Source organism: Hydrogenophaga pseudoflava, from assembly GCF_004353865.1.
Taxonomy (GTDB): Bacteria; Pseudomonadota; Gammaproteobacteria; order Burkholderiales; family Burkholderiaceae_C; genus Hydrogenophaga; species Hydrogenophaga pseudoflava.
The window spans coordinates 2,036,561-2,052,421 of record NZ_CP037867.1 but is presented as its reverse complement, the minus strand read 5'-3'; the positions used below and the strand labels follow the sequence as shown (position 1 = coordinate 2,052,421).

Genomic DNA, 15,861 nt, shown 5'->3' with positions numbered 1-15,861 from the left:
GGTCCGTCAGACCGGGCAGTGGTCGGTGATGTAGCGCTTGACCGCCACAGCATCCGCACCCATCACCTGCACGCGCTTGGGCAGGGCTTCGATGCCGTCGAACTTCGCCGGCCGCTCGGGGTCGCGGCCCAAGGCCTCACGGATGGTCTCGGCGAACTTGATCGGCAGCGCGGTCTCCAGCACCACCACGTTCTCGCCCGCCTGGCGCAATTCGCGCGCCACCTTCACGCCGTCGGCGGTGTGGGTATCGATCATCACACCGTGCTGCTCGAAGGTGGCCTTGATGGTGGCCAGGCGGTTGGCGTGCGTGCTCTTGCCGCTGGCAAAGCCGTAGCGGCTGGCCGCCTGGGCGAACAGCGGGTCGCGGCCCAGGTCGAAGCGGCCATGCAGGCGCAGCTCGTCGTCGAACAGCTGCTTGGTGCGCGCGGCGTCACGCCCCAGCAGGTCAAACACGAAACGCTCGAAGTTGCTGGCCTTGGAAATGTCCATGGACGGGCTGGACGTTTCGTAGGTGTCGGCGCTGCCGCGCACGCGGTAGGTGCCGGTGCGGAAGAACTCGTCAAGCACGTCGTTCTCATTGGTCGCGACGATCAGGCGACCGATCGGCAGGCCCATCTGGCGCGCGACATGGCCGGCGCAGACGTTGCCGAAGTTGCCAGAGGGCACGGCAAAGCTCACCTTTTGTTCGTTGGACCTCGTCGCGTAGAAGTAGCCGGCAAAGTAGTAGACCACCTGGGCCAGCAACCGCGCCCAGTTGATCGAGTTGACCGTGCCGATCTTGTACTTGCGCTTGAAGTCCAGGTCGTTGGACACGGCTTTGACGATGTCCTGGCAGTCGTCGAACACGCCTTCCACCGCGATGTTGTGGATGTTCGGGTCCATCAGGCTGAACATCTGTGCCTGCTGGAACGCGCTCATGCGGCCGTGCGGGCTGAGCATGAACACGCGCACGCCCTGTTTGCCGCGCATCGCGTACTCGGCCGCGCTGCCGGTGTCGCCCGAGGTCGCGCCCAGGATGTTGAGCTGCTCGCCGCGGCGCGCCAGTTCGTACTCGAACAGGTTGCCCAGCAGCTGCATGGCCATGTCCTTGAAGGCCAGCGTGGGGCCATTGGACAGGGCTTCGAGCTGCAGACCGTCTTCCAGCGTTGTCAGCGGCACGATCTCCTCGGTGCCGAACACCTCAGCCGTGTAGGTCTTCTCGCACAGCGCCTTCAGGTCGGCGGCGGGAATGTCGTCGATGTAGAGCGACAGCACCTCGAAGGCCAGAGCGGCATAGCCTTGCTCGGCCAGCACGGCGCGCCAGCGGGTCAGTGTGGCGGCGTCGACCTGCGGGTAGGCCTCGGGCAGGTAGAGGCCACCGTCGGGCGCCAGGCCTTCGAGCAGGATTTCGCAGAAGCGCTTGCGGTCCGGGTGGCCGCGGGTCGACAGGTACAGCATCTCAGTTCAGCTCTTCCTTGCGGATGCGGGTGATGGGCGCCAGCACGCTGGGCAGGCCCTGCATTTGCGCGATCACATCGTTCATGGTGCCTTCGCGCGTGTCGTGCGTCAGGATGATCAGGTCGGTCGAGGTCGCCCCCTCTCCACCCACTTCGTCGGCCTCGCGCTGCAGCACCGCGTCGATGCTCACACCGGCGCCGGCCAGCAAGCCGGTCACCTGAGCCAGCACGCCGGCCTGATCGGCCACGCGCAGACGCAGGTAGTAACTGGTCACGACCTCGCTCATGGGCAGCACGACGGCATCACTCATGGCATCGGGCTGGAAGGCCAGGTGCGGCACGCGATTGAGCGGATCGGCCGTGTGCAGGCGGGTGATGTCCACCAGGTCGGCGATCACGGCCGAGGCGGTCGGTTCGCTGCCGGCACCCTTGCCGTAGTACAGAGTGGTACCCACGGCATCGCCGTTCACCACCACCGCGTTCATCGCACCCTCCACGTTGGCAATCAGCCGTTTCGCCGGCACCAGACTGGGGTGCACGCGCAGTTCCACGCCCTTGTCGGTGCGCTTGGTGATGCCCAGCAGCTTGATGCGGTAGCCCAGCTGCTCGGCATAACGGATGTCGGCCGCACCCAGCTTGGTGATGCCTTCCACGTAGGCCTTGTCGAACTGGACCGGAATACCGAAGGCGATGGCGCTCATCAGCGTCGCCTTGTGGGCGGCGTCGACCCCTTCGATGTCGAAGGTCGGGTCGGCTTCGGCATAGCCCAGGCGCTGGGCTTCTTTCAGCACCACGTCGAAGTCCAGGCCCTTGTCACGCATCTCGGACAGGATGAAGTTCGTCGTGCCGTTGATGATGCCAGCGATCCACTGGATGCGGTTGGCTGTCAGGCCTTCGCGCAGCGCCTTGATGATGGGGATGCCACCTGCCACGGCCGCCTCGAAGGCCACCATCACGCCCTTGGCCGACGCAGCCGCAAAGATCTCGGTGCCATGCACGGCCAGCAGCGCCTTGTTGGCGGTGACCACGTGCTTGCCAGCGGCAATCGCTTCGAGCACCAGCGCGCGGGCAATGCCGTAGCCGCCAATCAGCTCGATCACGATGTCGATGTCGGGGTTGGCGATCACGGCGCGGGCGTCGTTCACCACCTTGACGTCCGGACCCACGATGGACTGTGCACGCGCCACGTCCAGGTCCGCCACCATGGTGATCTCAATGCCGCGACCGGCACGGCGCTGAATCTCTTCCTGGTTGCGCTGAAGCACATTGAACGTGCCGCTGCCCACGGTGCCGATGCCCAGCAGGCCTACTTGGATGGGTTTCATGCTTGACTCATTTCCAACAAAAACTCGGGCGCTGTCCGCCCTGTCCGATAGTGACAGCCGGTCACTCGGGCATTGATGACATCGCCCGGCACCATTGATGATCAGTCGTCTGTGCCGTGGCGATGGCGCCACTGTTCCAGGAACTTGGCCAGGCGGTCGATGGCCTCGCGCAAATCGTCTTCGTGCGGCAGGAACACGATGCGGAAATGCTGGTTGTCCGGGTAGTTGAAGCCCGACCCCTGCACCAGCATCACGCGGGTCGCCCGCAGCACTTCCATGAAAAACTGCCGGTCGTCCTCGATCGGATAGACCTTGGGATCGAGCCGGGGAAACATGTAAAGCGCCGCCTGCGGCTTGACGCATGTCACGCCCGGGATCGCGGTGATCAGTTCGTAGGCCAGATCGCGCTGGCGACGCAGGCGCCCGCCTTCCTTGACCAGGTCGTTGATGCTCTGATATCCACCGAGAGCCGTCTGGATCGCCCACTGCCCCGGCACGTTGGAGCCGAGCTTGAGGTTAGCCAGCATGTTCAGTCCTTCGATGAAGTCCTTGGCGATCTCCTTCGGACCCGACAACACCATCCAGCCGGCGCGATATCCGCAGGACCTGTAGGCCTTGGACAGCGAATTGAACGTCAGGGTCAGCACATCAGTGGACAGACTCGCCATCGCGGTGTGCTTCACACCTTCGTACAGCACCTTGTCGTACACCTCGTCGGCCAGCAGCACCAGACCGAACTCACGGGCCAGCGCCACGATGCCCTTGAGCAGCTCGTCGCTGTAGAGCACACCGGTGGGGTTGTTCGGGTTGATGACCACGATGCCCTTCGTACGCGGCGTGATCTTGGCACGCATGTCCGCCAGGTCCGGCTGCCAGCCGTTGCTTTCGTCGCAGCGGTAGTGCACCGGTGTGCCTCCGGAGAGGCTGGTTGCTGCCGTCCACAGGGGGTAGTCGGGCGACGGCACCAGCAGTTCATCGCCGTTGTCCAGCAGCGCATTGGCCGCCATCACAATCAGTTCGCTGGCACCATTCCCAAGGTAGATGTCTTCCAGCGTCACGCCCTGCACACCCTGCTGCTGGGTGTAGTGCATCACCGCCTTGCGCGCTGCAAAAATGCCCTTGCTGTCCGAGTAACCCGCCGAGTTCGGCAGATTTCGGATCATGTCCTGCTGGATTTCCTCGGGGGCGTCAAAACCGAACGGCGCCAGGTTGCCGATGTTCAGCTTGATGATTTTCTGGCCCTCGTCCTCCATCTGCTTGGCCGCGTCGACGATCGGGCCCCGAACGTCGTAGAGCACATTGGCCAGCTTGGCGGATTTCTGAATCGGTTTCAAAGTCCCTCCGGACAGATGAGGAAAGGTGTGGACGGTTACGGGCAGGCGCACGCTAAGATCGCGACCTCTTCGGGGAAAACCCATAATTTGACCACAGTTCTCCTGCGCACCTCGTCCCCGACAGACGCCACCGACCCGATGAAACTTCATGCAGACAAGCCTGACCAGTTGTCAGTCACCGCCCATGGCGACGGATGGATCGCGGTCAATGGCGAGCGGTACAGCTCCAGCGTGGTGCTGCTGGCTTCGGGAACCGTTCGCCCCTGGGGCGTGGCACGCCTTGATGAACTCACTGCCGAGCATTTTTCGGAACTCATAGGGGGCGATGGCCCTCCTCCTGAATTGGTGCTGCTCGGGTCCGGCACCAGACTTCGTTTTGTGGCTCCCGCCCTGCTGCGGCCGCTCATCGAACAACGCATTGGCGTGGAAACCATGGACACCCCTGCCGCCTGCCGAACCTTCAACATCCTCGCAGGCGAAGGCAGGCGCGTGGTGGCGGCCCTGCTGATCGAAGCCTGACGCTCGAACCCGCGTTCGGGGTAAAATAGCGGATTGTTTTCCCACCGCTGCCAGAGAGCGGCTGTCGCCCAGGGAGGGCGACGGGAAGACCAACGCATCTCCACCAACCTACGTCAGGGGTCCACGCAGCATGGCAGTCGTTGTCAACAAACCCATTCCCGAATTTGAAGCCATGGCCACCGGCGGCATCAAGGTCAGCAACCAGTCGCATGTGGGCCAGACGGTGGTTCTGTATTTTTACCCCAAGGACAACACGCCTGGTTGTACCACCGAGGCCATGCAGTTCCGCGACAAGTACAAGGATTTCGTCAAGGCGGGTGCGCAGGTGTTTGGCGTTTCCCGAGACAACATGAAGTCGCACGACGACTTCAAGGCCAAACTGGAACTTCCGTTCGAGCTGATTGCCGACACGGAAGAAAAGATGTGCCACATGTTCGGCGTGGTCAAGAACAAGATCATGTACGGCAAGAAGGTCAAGGGCATTGAGCGCAGCACCTTCCTGATCGGCGCCGATGGCGTACTCAAGCAGGAATGGCGTGGCCTGAAGGTTCCGGGCCATGTGGAAGAAGTGCTGAAGGCTGTTAAGACCCTCAAGAAGGCCGCCTGAACGCGATTCGGGAGCGTCATTTCAGTCGTGCATAATGGGTTCATGACCCAGGTCAGACCGATTGAACATACGCCTCTTCGATTGCCTTGCGTCACGCAAAGCCGCCCGGTTTTCCTGGCGGCTTTTTCGTTTTCCGGTCCGCGCTGAACCCTCGCCCACATGCCACTGCCCCCCGCTCCATCCAAACGTGCCGCCTTGCTTGCTCCTGAGGCCTACAACCTGAAAGCCGGCGAGGACAGCTTCGACGAATTCCCAGCCTCTGCGCCTGCCGTGCCTCCACATCAGGAGTCTCGCCAGGCCAAGGCTTCGCCCCCCTCTGCCCCAGCAGACGCAAAAAAGAAGCCGAAAGCCGCGGCGCCCAGCACTCGCACAGCATCTGTGCCCTCCATTGTTGAGAAGGTGGTCGCAGCTACACCGTCGACACTGAGTACAGACAGACAGCCGACGGCGGCAGAAGTCTCGGCCGAACCGGTGCGCCGCCGTGCGGCCAAAACAACGGCGTCCAGCGGCCCGGCCCGGCTGTTTGTGCTAGACACCAACGTTCTGTTGCATGACCCGATGAGCCTGTTCCGGTTTGAGGAACACGACATCTTCCTGCCGATGATCGTGCTCGAAGAGCTCGATGGTCACAAGAAAGGCATGACCGAAGTCGCGCGCAATGGCCGCCAGACCAGCCGCACGCTCGACGCACTCGCAGCCCAGACCGGCGGCGACATGACCAAAGGCCTGAAGCTCTCGGCCACCGGCAATGCCTCCGCTCGTGGCCTGCTCTTCTTCCAGACGGAACCTCTGGACACACAACTGCCGACCAGCCTGCCCCAGGGCAAGGCAGACAACCAGATTCTGGGTGTGGTGCAGGCGCTGCGCGACAAGCACCCGCAGCGCGAAGTCATTCTGGTGTCCAAAGACATCAACATGCGGGTCAAGGCCCGCGCCCTCGGTCTCGCCGCGGACGACTACCAGAACGACAAGACGCTGGACGATGGCGAGCTGCTGTACTCGGGCGCTCTGGCACTGCCGCAGGACTTTTGGACCCGCCAGAGCAAGACCATCGAAAGCTGGCAGAGTGGTAGCCATACCTTCTACCGCGTGAGCGGGCCGGCGGTCACACAGTTCCACATCAACCAGTTTGTCTATTTTGAAGCGCCGGGCGAGCCATCCCTCTACGCGCGAGTGACCGAGATCCGCGACAAGACAGCCGTTCTCAAGACCCTCAAGGACTACACGCACCTCAAGAATGCGGTCTGGGGCGTCACCAGCCGAAACCGCGAGCAGAACTTCGCACTCAACCTGCTGATGGACCCGGAGATCGACTTCGTCACCCTTGCCGGCACCGCCGGGACAGGCAAGACGCTGATGGCCCTAGCCAGCGGTCTCACCCAGGTACTGGACGATCGCCGCTACACCGAGATCATCATGACCCGTGCCACCGTCAGCGTGGGTGAGGACATCGGTTTTCTGCCTGGGACCGAGGAAGAGAAGATGGGCCCCTGGATGGGGGCACTGGACGACAACCTCGAATTTCTGGCCAAGGGCGATGCCGGTGGCGCTGGCGAATGGGGACGAGCCGCCACCAACGAACTGATCCGCAGCCGCATCAAGGTCAAGAGCATGAACTTCATGCGCGGCCGCACCTTCATGAACAAGTACGTCATCATCGACGAGGCGCAGAACCTGACGCCCAAGCAGATGAAGACCCTGATCACCCGCGCCGGCCCGGGCACCAAAATCATCTGCATGGGCAATCTGGCCCAGATCGACACGCCCTACCTGACCGAAGGTTCGTCGGGCCTGACCTACGCGGTGGACCGCTTCAAGGGTTGGCCGCACGGGGGGCACATCACCCTGGCGCGCGGCGAGCGCTCGCGACTGGCCGACTTCGCCTCCGAGGTCTTGTAAGGAGGCCGGCACACACATGAAAAAAGCCCGACTCTGTCGGGCTTGTTTCATGAATGCGTGGGCATTCGCTATCAGTAGTCGTCCCCTCCCATGCCACTTCCCGCCAGCGTCTCGAAGCGGGTGAGCATGTTCAGGAAGGCGAGCTTCACCGTCCCCGTCGGGCCATTGCGCTGCTTGCCGATGATGATCTCGGCCACGCCCGGCTCCTTGCAGGTTTCGCGGTTGTAGTACTCATCACGGTAGATGAACATGATGATGTCCGCATCCTGTTCGATGGCCCCGGATTCGCGCAGGTCGGACATCATGGGACGTTTGTCGGTTCGCTGCTCCACCGAGCGGTTGAGCTGCGACAACGCAATCACGGGACACTGCAGCTCCTTGGCCAGCATCTTCAGGCCCCGCGAGATTTCACCGAGTTCGGTTGCCCGGTTGTCACCGCCCGAGGTACTGGAGCCGCTCATCAGCTGAAGGTAGTCGACCACTATCAACCCGAGCTTGCCGCATTGGCGTGCCAGACGTCTTGCGTTGGCGCGCAACTCGCTGGGCGTGAGGCCCGGGGTTTCGTCGATGTGCAGCGACACATTGCGCAGCTTCTCGATCGCCTCGGTCAGACGCGGCCACTCGTCGTCGGTCAGCTTGCCTGTGCGCAGATGCCCCTGGTTGATGCGGCCTATGGAACCAACGATACGAACCGCCAGCTGGGATGCGCCCATTTCCATGGAGAACACCGCCACCGGCAGTCCTTCATTGAGCGCCACGTGCTCGGCGATATTGATGGCGAATGCGGTCTTGCCCATGGATGGCCGTGCCGCCAGCACCACCAGATCGCCGGCCTGCAAACCCGAGGTCATGCGGTCCAGGTCGATGAAGCCGGTGGGTACGCCTGTGATGTCGTTGGGGTTGTCGGCCATCTCCTGCACACGGTCCAGCAGGTCCACCACCAGGGTGTCCATGCCCTGGAAGCCCTCCTTCATCCGCGAGCCTTCCTCGCCGATCTTGAAGATCTTCTGCTCCGCCTCGTCCAGGATCTTGGCGACCGGCCGGCCCTGCGGGTTGAACGCGTTGGTGGCAATCTCGTCGCTGGCTGCAACCAGTTTGCGCAGGATGGCGCGCTCGCGAACGATCTCGGCGTAGCGCCGGATGTTGGCCGCGCTGGGCACGTACTGCGCGAGCGAATTGAGGTAAGCCAGACCACCCGCCTCGTCGGCCTTGCCCAGGTTCTGCAGGTGCTCGTACACCGTCACCACGTCGGCGGGCTTGCTGGCGTTGACCAGTGCCGCAATGGCCGAAAACGTCAGGCGATGCTCGTAGCGGTAGAAGTCCGAGTCGTTGATCAGGTCGGCCACGCGGTCCCAGGCGCCGTTGTCCAGCAGAAGCCCACCCAGAACACTGGACTCCGCCTCGATAGAGTGCGGGGGCACCCGCAGCTGGGCCAGTTGCTGGTCTGGGGCAAAACCCACTTCGTCCAGTCCAGCGTCAAAAGAAGAAAACGGAGTGGAAAAGACGTCTGCCATGGCGATCCTGTGAATCTTGAAATGGTACGCCCGACCCACCACGCTGTCATGGGACAAGTCTGTGGACAAAGCGTGCAAAGTCTGGGGATGGCGCAGGAAAACCCCGCGCAAGAAAAAAAGGCCGCTGACCCGAAGGCAGCGGCCTTTGCGGGACGGCGGCAGCCGTCCGGAAGATCAGGCGGTTTCGCCCAGCACCGTGACGGCCACGTCGACCGTGACGTCGGTGTGGAGGTTCACGCTGACGGTGTACTCGCCCACGGTCTTGAGCGGACCATTGGGCATGCGCACCTGGGACTTCGCCACGGCAAAGCCCTGCTTGTTCAGTTCTTCGGACACGTCGTGGTTGGTGACGGAACCGAACAGGCGGCCGTCCACGCCGGCCTTCTGGCTCAGCTTCAGGTTCACGCCGGCGATCTTCTCACCCAGGGCCTGGGCTTCGGCGAGCTTGGCGGCGGCGGCCTTCTCCAGATCGGCGCGGCGGGCCTCGAACTCGGCCACGGCGGCTTGCGTGGCGCGGCGTGCACGACCGGCGGGGATCAGGAAGTTGCGGGCATAGCCGTCCTTGACCTTGACCACATCGCCCAGGGCGCCGAGGTTGACAACTTTGTCGAGCAGAATGATTTGCATGTGAATCTCCCTATCAGACGCGATGCTGGTCGCTGTACGGCAGCATGGCCAGGAAGCGGGCGCGCTTGATGGCGGTGGTCACCTGGCGCTGGTAGATCGCGCGGGTGCCGGTCAGGCGGGCGGGAATGATCTTGCCGTTTTCAGAGATGAAGTCGCGCAGGACGTCCACGTCCTTGTAGTCGACTTCTTCCACACCGGCGACGGTGAAGCGGCAGAAGCGCTTGCGCTTGAACAGCAGCGATTGGGTGTTGCGCTTGGGGCGCTTGTCTTTGTTGAAACGTTTCGGTGCAGCCATGATGGGCCTTTCCTATGTCTTGCTGAAATCTTGGATATGGAACACAACGCCTTTGCCGTTGCGCGAGTTGGCCATGAAGCCCTGAAACCTGCCTACCATCTCAAGGCTTTGCCTTGAGAGCGTCTCGGCCAACGCACCGAATGCGACAGCCTTGAGTTGCAGCTTCACGCTTCGCGGGACATCCAATTCGGTGACCGTGGACTCATGCTCCAGCACGAGATTGATGGCGGGTATGCCAGCTGGTGTGTAGCGCAGGCTCTGGACCTGCACCACGGTGGCCGACAGTTCAAACCGGTTGATGTCCGTTGGCGACGTCACGCTCCGGAATCAGGCCTCGGCGCGCTGTTCGCGGCCTTCGCGCTGCTCGGGCGCGGCCAGCTTGCGGGCTTCCTCGCGCTCGACCGCCTTCATCATGCTGGAAGGACCAGTTTCGGCCTTCTTCTTCTGCACGGTCAGGTGGCGCAGCACGGCGTCGTTGAACTTGAACGCATGTTCCAGCTCGCTCATCACGGCCTGGTCAGCCTCGATGTTGACGCACAGGTAGTGTGCCTTGGACAGCTTGTTGATCTGGTAGGCCAGTTGGCGGCGACCCCAGTCTTCAACGCGATGGATCTTGCCACCACCGGTGGTGATCATGCCCTTGTAGCGCTCCAGCATGGCCGGAACTTGTTCGCTTTGATCCGGGTGGATCAGCAAAACGATTTCGTAATGACGCATGGACTCTCCTTGTGGATGAAAAACAGCCGCCCCCGGCGTCAACACGGGGTGCGGCAAGGCGAAGCCTATGATTCTAACAAAAAAGGCGGGCCGCAAGTGCGACCCGCCCTGGCCCCCTCGCGCCGGGCATGCCGGCGGGAGGGTGAGAACGATCAGCCGAGCTTCAGATTCGGATAGCGAACGTGCTCCACCAGCTCCTGAACCTTTCGACTCGGCGCCGGCGTGATCAGGCTGACCACAATGATCACCAGGAAACCTACCGGTACCCCAAAGACGCCAGCCGATATCGGCTGGATGCCATACCAGAGCTCAACCGGCGAGGTCACACCGAAGATCCCGCGAAGCCAAGGCTGGGTGGTCATCATGTAGTAGAAAGTGATACCGAGACCCGCCACCATACCCAGCGAGGCCGCAATGCCCGTGGCGCGCTTCCAGAATATGCCGAGTACCAGGGCCGGGAAGAACGCCGCGGCAGCGAACGAAAAGGCCGCAGACACCAGGAACAGGATGTCCGCCGGTTTCTGCGCCGCGACGTAGGCTGCCGCCAGCGCGACGATCAGCAGCAGCATCTTCGAGATGGTCACCCGACGGGCCGTCGAAGCGTTCGGGTCGATCATCTTGTAGTACAGGTCGTGCGACAGCGCGTTGGCGATCGTCAGCAGCAGGCCATCAGCCGTCGACAGCGCAGCGGCCAGACCACCCGCCGCCACCAGGCCCGAGATCACGTATGGCAGGCCACCGATTTCGGGGGTTGCCAGCACCACGATGTCGCCGCCGATGTTCATCTCGTTGAGCTGCAGGATGTTGTCCTTATTGACGTCAGCAACAGACAACAAGGATGGATCCACCTTGTTCCACGCGGCCACCCACTGCGGCAACTGGTCGAATGGCGTTCCCACCAACACATGGAACACCTCGTATTTGACCAGCACCGCGAGCGCCGGCGCCGTGAAGTACAGCAGGAAGATGAAGAACAGCGACCAGGTCACCGACTGGCGGGCCTCCTTCACGCTGGGGACCGTGTAGTACCGCATGAGGATGTGGGGCAAGGCGGCCGTACCGATCATCAGGCAGAAGATCAGAGCCAGGAAGTTGCGTCGGGACTCGTCGTACGCCTTCTGGGCTTTCTCGTCGCCGTTCGGATCGCCCGAGAACTGTGCGGCGTGGGCAGGCATACCGTTGAGCGGTTTGGCCTTGTTTTCAGCGGCCGTCTTCGCGGCGGTCCAGGCCTTCTTGGCAGCCGCTTCGTCCTTGGGCACCCCAGCCAGGGCCTTCTCGGCCGCACCAATGTCGGCGGCGGGGGCATTGGCAGCACGCAGCTCGGCCAGCTTGGCCTCGGCAGCGGCCTTGTCCGCGGCCAGCGCGTTGGCGGGATCCTTGAGCTTGGCATCCAGATCGGCGGCGCGCTTCTTGTAGATCTCGCGCACCTCGAGTTCCTTGGCATCGTTGATCAGCAGCTTTTCCTTGGCCGTGACCTTCTCCAGCTGGAAGCCATAGATCGCCTGCGGCACGGGCACGCTGGTCTGTTTCACCGACAGCCAGACGACAGGGATCATGTACGCAATGATCAGGATGATGTACTGGGCCACCTGGGTCCAGGTCACCGCACGCATGCCACCCAGGAACGAGCACACCAGAATGCCGCCGAGACCCAGGAAGACCCCGAGTTCGAAGGCCACACCCGTGAGGCGCGAGGTGATGATGCCCACGCCGTAGATCTGTGCCACCACGTAGGTGAAGGAGCAGAGGATGGCTGCGAAGATGCCCAGGAAACGCGGCAGGTTGCCGCCGTAGCGTTCACCCAGGAAGTCTGGAATGGTGAACTGCCCGAACTTGCGCAGATACGGCGCCAGAAACAGCGCCACCAGGCAGTAGCCGCCCGTCCAGCCCATGATGAACGCCAATCCGCTGTAGCCCGTGAGGTACAGCGTGCCGGCCATGCCGATGAACGACGCCGCCGACATCCAGTCGGCACCAGTCGCCATGCCGTTGTAGACCGCGGGCACCCGGCGCCCCGCCACGTAGTACTCGGCAGCGTCCGTCGTCCGGCTCATGATGCCGATGCCGGCGTACAGACCGATGGTCGCGAGAAGGAAGATGAAGCCGATCCATTCGCGGGACAGTCCCATCTGCTCAAGGATGGCCAACGTGATCACAAAGACAAAAAAGCCCCCCGTGTACCACTTGTAAACCTTGTTGAGCTGCTGCTTGAAGGCCTTGTTGGAGCCTCCGGCAGCGCCTGCAGTTTCAAACATGCCTGCCATGGTTCACTCCTCGGATTCTTCGACACCGTGCTCGATGTCAAGGCGGTTCATGTACCAAGCGTAGTACCCGATGATCAGGCAGTACACCACCAGCGCACCCTGCGCGCCCATCCAGAAGCTGAACGGCCAACCGAAGAAGTTGAAGTTCAGGTCACGGGCGAAGTAGCTCACAACGAAGGTCACCACGAACCAGATTGCTAGCAATATGGCGGTGATGTTCAGGTTTTTCCGCCAGTATCGGCGGTGGTTCTCAGTCAATTCCATGGCATCGACCTCTTTTCAAGAACACCCTTTCGGGCAGATCACGGGCGCCACCCGTCTCCTTCCGGTGGCCTGCAACCGACCCGTGCGTGAGCAAACTCGCGTCACTGCACCTGCGCCAGGAAAATGACTGCCGGCATGTCGCCGGCAGGCACTCAGGTCGGGGCAACGCCCAGACCCGTCTCGCGTTCGAGCTGTGCCGCCACTTTCGGCTCGAACTTTTTGAGATGGCGAATGATCTTCGCCGCCTCTTCGGGCTCTTGCCGGTCAACATGAACCCTGGCCAGTTGGTACCAGCCGTAGGGACTCATGGGTTGCAATTCGGTGTTCTTGCGCAGAGCCACCACGGCGTCGTCGAAACGGCGCAGGCGGATGAGGCACAGCGCCAGGCCGTACCAGGCGCGATCCAGTTGGGGGTCGATGTCGGTGGCCCGACGAAAGGCCTCTTCGGCCTGCTCCAGCCGTCCCACCTCTTCCCGCAGAAATCCCAGGTTGAACCAGGCCGAAGCCTGACGCGGCTGCACGCTGACCAGCCGTTCGATCGAGTCAATGGCGCCGGACTTGTCCCCCAGTTCGGCCTGCAGATGGGCTCGGGTCGCCAGGGCATAGGCGTTGTCCGGACGCGAAGCCAGATGGCGCTCGATGCGGGTCAGGGCCTGCGTTTTCTGTCCAGCCAGCAACAGCAGACGGACCTGCCATCGCACATACCCGTCTTCGAAGGATCCCTTCATCAGCACAATTGCACCCCGATCTTCACGCAATGGGAGATCTTGGCCACGGTCGCTCCCGCCCATACCAGCCCCAACAACAGAAACGCCACCAGAGGGTGGTGGCGTTCAAGCACGAAACGTGGCGTGATGAAGCGAGCTAGCAGCACAAAGGGCCGCCCGATCTGTTCGAGCACCTGGTAGAACAGGTTGGTCGATTTGCGCTCCCCCGCAAGCAGCCCAAGCACCCATTGCCCGAACAACGCCATGAGGGCAATTTCGGCAATCAGTTTGATCGCGAGAATGAGCGTCAACATGTAAGGATCGTGTAACGGTGAGCCCATTCTGATTTGGCAACTTACCAACTCCTTACAAACCTGCCCTGCAAGAGCACCCCCCGGTCAAACACCGAGAGGGTTTTCCCTGATCCACCCCGGCCCGGATGTAGGATCGATTCATCTCGTCACACAATCGTTGCGCCATGGACCACGCATCTTCCTCTTCCTGCTTGCTGGCCCGCGCGCTGGAGAACCACCGGGTTTTGGGCATGCTGGCGCCACCGACGCGGTCTTCCCTCTCAAAAGCCCTGATCCCGGTTCAGGCGTCGGCCGGCGAGCGGCTGACCGGAGGCGAGCGGTTCGGGGAGCACCTCTACTGGCTGATCGAAGGCCAGGCGCAACTGCTCGATGCGGATGGCGACGGGGTGCTGGATCTGCAGGCTGGGGACCTGTTCGGCCTTGGCCTCGGCGATGCGCTGGGCATCTGCGGTGCCAGGGCCACAACAGCCGTCACCTGCGCCCGGCTGGACGCACTCACGGTGCAGACCCTGTGCCGAGAAACACCTGGTCTGACCTATTTCCTTGGCAGCCTCCCCGGCGCCTCCAGGCCAGTACCCGGCGGCCGGGCTGGTGGTGGCGGGCCGAGCGACCCCGCACTCAACCTCATGACCACGCCGGTCCGAGCCCTGATCAAGCGCGAGCCGGTCGCGCTGTCACCGCAGACCAGCATCCGCGAAGCGGCCCAGGCGATGAGCGACCAGCGCGTGTCCTCGGTGCTGATCACTGAGCAGGGCCTGCTGTTCGGCCTCATCACCGACCGCGACCTGCGCAACCGCGTGATCGCGGCCGGGCTCGACACCGCGCGCCCCATCGCCGACATCGCCACTCTCGCGCCCATGAGCATCGATGTGCACAGCCCGGCGTTTGACGCCCTGCTGCTGATGGCGCGCCACAACATCCACCACGTGCCGGTGCTCGACGGCCAGCGCATCGTGGGCATGATCACCGCCACCGACCTGACCGAGCAGCACAGCACCTCGGCGGTCTACCTGGCGGGCGACATCTACAAGCAGACCACGCTCGATGGCCTGCAGGCCGTGGCCAGCAAGGTCCGGCGCCTGCAGCAGAACCTGGCCGCGGCCGAGGCCTCGGCCCACAGCACCGGCCACATCGTCACCGCCATCACCGACGCGATCACCTGCCGGCTGCTGCAGCTGGGCGAGGCGCAGCTCGGACCGGCCCCGGTCGACTATGTGTGGGTGGCGGCGGGTTCGCAGGCCCGCAGCGAGCAGACCGCCAAGTCCGACCAGGACAACTGCATGGTGCTCGACGATGCCTACGACGAGGTGCGGCACGGGGTCTATTTCAAGGCCCTGTCGACCTTCGTCTGCGACGGGCTTGACGCCTGCGGCTACGTCCACTGTCCGGGCGAGATGATGGCAATGACGGACGAGTGGCGGCAGCCTCGGCGCAAGTGGATGGAGTACTTCGCGCGCTGGACCGGCCAGCCCGATCCAAAGTCGCTGATGCTGACCTGTGTGTTCTTCGACCTGCGCGCCATCCACGGCAACATGGAGATGCTCGACAAGCTGCGGCAGGACGTTCTGCAGCGCACCCAGGGCAACAGCATCTTTCTGGCCTACATGGTCGGCAACGCGCTCCAGCACCAGCCGCCGCTGGGCATGTTCAAGGGCCTCACCACCATCCGCAGTGGTGAACACAAGGGAACCATAGACCTCAAACACAGCGGCATCGTTCCCATCGTCGATCTGGCCCGCGTCTATGCGCTCGCGGGTGGCGACAGCGCCGTCAACACGCACGACCGCCTGCTCGGCGCGGCAGCGGGTGGCGCCATCAGCGAGCAGAGCGCCCGCGACCTGCGCGACGCTCTGGAGTTCCTGGCCTTTCTGCGCATCCAGCACCAGTCGCGCCAGATTGCCGCGGGCCAGAACCCCGACAACTTCCTCAACCCCGACGAGATCTCCAATTTCGAGCGCGCCCAGCTCAAGGATGCGTTCGTCGTAGTGGCCTCGCTGCAGGGCGTGCTGGCCCAGCGGTACAGGATGTGAAGCCCCTGC

Annotated in this window: 16 protein-coding genes; 4 read left to right on the top strand and 12 right to left on the bottom strand. The window is 62.9% G+C overall.

Annotated elements, in window-relative coordinates; translation table 11 throughout:
- Window positions 1-6 precede the first annotated feature (6 nt).
- From thrC to HPF_RS09960, 3 genes are all read right to left on the bottom strand, one after another.
- A complete protein-coding gene (gene thrC / locus HPF_RS09970) occupies window positions 7-1,437 on the bottom strand; it encodes a threonine synthase (RefSeq protein WP_133156504.1) in 1,431 nt (476 codons plus the stop codon).
- Window position 1,438: 1 nt separating this feature from the next.
- Window positions 1,439-2,761 carry a homoserine dehydrogenase gene (locus HPF_RS09965; protein WP_066154551.1) on the bottom strand — a complete coding sequence of 441 codons (1,323 nt, stop codon included), beginning with the start codon at window positions 2,759-2,761 and terminating at the stop codon, window positions 1,439-1,441.
- A gap of 101 nt (window positions 2,762-2,862) precedes the next feature.
- Entirely contained in the window at window positions 2,863-4,095 is a 1,233-nt protein-coding gene (locus HPF_RS09960; RefSeq protein WP_133156503.1) for a pyridoxal phosphate-dependent aminotransferase, read from the bottom strand.
- Between the two features lie 27 nt (window positions 4,096-4,122).
- Here HPF_RS09960 and HPF_RS09955 point away from each other — a divergent pair, with 27 nt between their 5' ends.
- The 3 genes from HPF_RS09955 to HPF_RS09945 all read left to right on the top strand — a co-directional run bounded on the left by HPF_RS09955 (window position 4,123) and on the right by HPF_RS09945 (window position 7,120).
- The gene (locus tag HPF_RS09955) at window positions 4,123-4,614 is read left to right on the top strand and encodes an Mth938-like domain-containing protein (protein ID WP_307173601.1); all 492 of its coding nucleotides are present in this window, start codon (window positions 4,123-4,125) and stop codon (window positions 4,612-4,614) included.
- 130 nt (window positions 4,615-4,744) lie between these two features.
- Window positions 4,745-5,221 (top strand): peroxiredoxin, encoded by a 477-nt coding sequence (locus HPF_RS09950; protein WP_066154557.1) that lies wholly within the window; start codon window positions 4,745-4,747, stop codon window positions 5,219-5,221.
- 159 nt (window positions 5,222-5,380) lie between these two features.
- The gene (locus HPF_RS09945; protein ID WP_079366094.1) at window positions 5,381-7,120 is read left to right on the top strand and encodes a PhoH family protein; all 1,740 of its coding nucleotides are present in this window, start codon (window positions 5,381-5,383) and stop codon (window positions 7,118-7,120) included.
- Window positions 7,121-7,191: 71 nt separating this feature from the next.
- On the opposite strand, the gene dnaB is transcribed toward HPF_RS09945, so the two are convergent.
- The 9 genes from dnaB to HPF_RS09900 form a co-directional block, all read right to left on the bottom strand.
- Window positions 7,192-8,634, bottom strand: coding sequence for a replicative DNA helicase (gene dnaB, locus HPF_RS09940; RefSeq protein WP_207959354.1), 1,443 nt, complete (start codon window positions 8,632-8,634; stop codon window positions 7,192-7,194).
- A 174-nt stretch (window positions 8,635-8,808) separates the two neighbouring features.
- Window positions 8,809-9,261, bottom strand: coding sequence for a 50S ribosomal protein L9 (gene rplI / locus HPF_RS09935; RefSeq protein ID WP_066154565.1), 453 nt, complete (start codon window positions 9,259-9,261; stop codon window positions 8,809-8,811).
- A 13-nt stretch (window positions 9,262-9,274) separates the two neighbouring features.
- Window positions 9,275-9,556, bottom strand: a complete 282-nt coding sequence (rpsR, locus tag HPF_RS09930; protein WP_066154570.1) for a 30S ribosomal protein S18 — start codon at window positions 9,554-9,556, stop codon at window positions 9,275-9,277.
- A gap of 12 nt (window positions 9,557-9,568) precedes the next feature.
- Window positions 9,569-9,874: a primosomal replication protein N gene (gene priB, locus HPF_RS09925; RefSeq protein ID WP_243721719.1), complete on the bottom strand. Its 306-nt coding sequence runs from the start codon at window positions 9,872-9,874 to the stop codon at window positions 9,569-9,571.
- Window positions 9,875-9,883: 9 nt separating this feature from the next.
- The gene (rpsF, locus tag HPF_RS09920; protein ID WP_066154575.1) at window positions 9,884-10,273 is read right to left on the bottom strand and encodes a 30S ribosomal protein S6; all 390 of its coding nucleotides are present in this window, start codon (window positions 10,271-10,273) and stop codon (window positions 9,884-9,886) included.
- A gap of 152 nt (window positions 10,274-10,425) precedes the next feature.
- Window positions 10,426-12,537 carry a sodium:solute symporter family protein gene (locus tag HPF_RS09915; protein WP_133156502.1) on the bottom strand — a complete coding sequence of 704 codons (2,112 nt, stop codon included), beginning with the start codon at window positions 12,535-12,537 and terminating at the stop codon, window positions 10,426-10,428.
- 3 nt (window positions 12,538-12,540) lie between these two features.
- Entirely contained in the window at window positions 12,541-12,801 is a 261-nt protein-coding gene (locus tag HPF_RS09910) for a DUF4212 domain-containing protein (RefSeq protein ID WP_066154581.1), read from the bottom strand.
- Between the two features lie 152 nt (window positions 12,802-12,953).
- Complete coding sequence (locus tag HPF_RS09905) at window positions 12,954-13,529, bottom strand: tetratricopeptide repeat protein (protein WP_066154584.1); 576 nt, start codon at window positions 13,527-13,529, stop codon at window positions 12,954-12,956.
- Window positions 13,529-13,822 carry a hypothetical protein gene (locus HPF_RS09900; protein ID WP_066154750.1) on the bottom strand — a complete coding sequence of 98 codons (294 nt, stop codon included), beginning with the start codon at window positions 13,820-13,822 and terminating at the stop codon, window positions 13,529-13,531. The genes HPF_RS09905 and HPF_RS09900 overlap by 1 nt, the downstream gene beginning before the upstream one ends.
- Window positions 13,823-13,986: 164 nt before the next feature.
- On the opposite strand from HPF_RS09900, the gene HPF_RS09895 reads away from it, so the two are divergent.
- Window positions 13,987-15,852 (top strand): putative nucleotidyltransferase substrate binding domain-containing protein, encoded by a 1,866-nt coding sequence (locus HPF_RS09895; protein WP_207959352.1) that lies wholly within the window; start codon window positions 13,987-13,989, stop codon window positions 15,850-15,852.
- Window positions 15,853-15,861 lie beyond the last annotated feature (9 nt).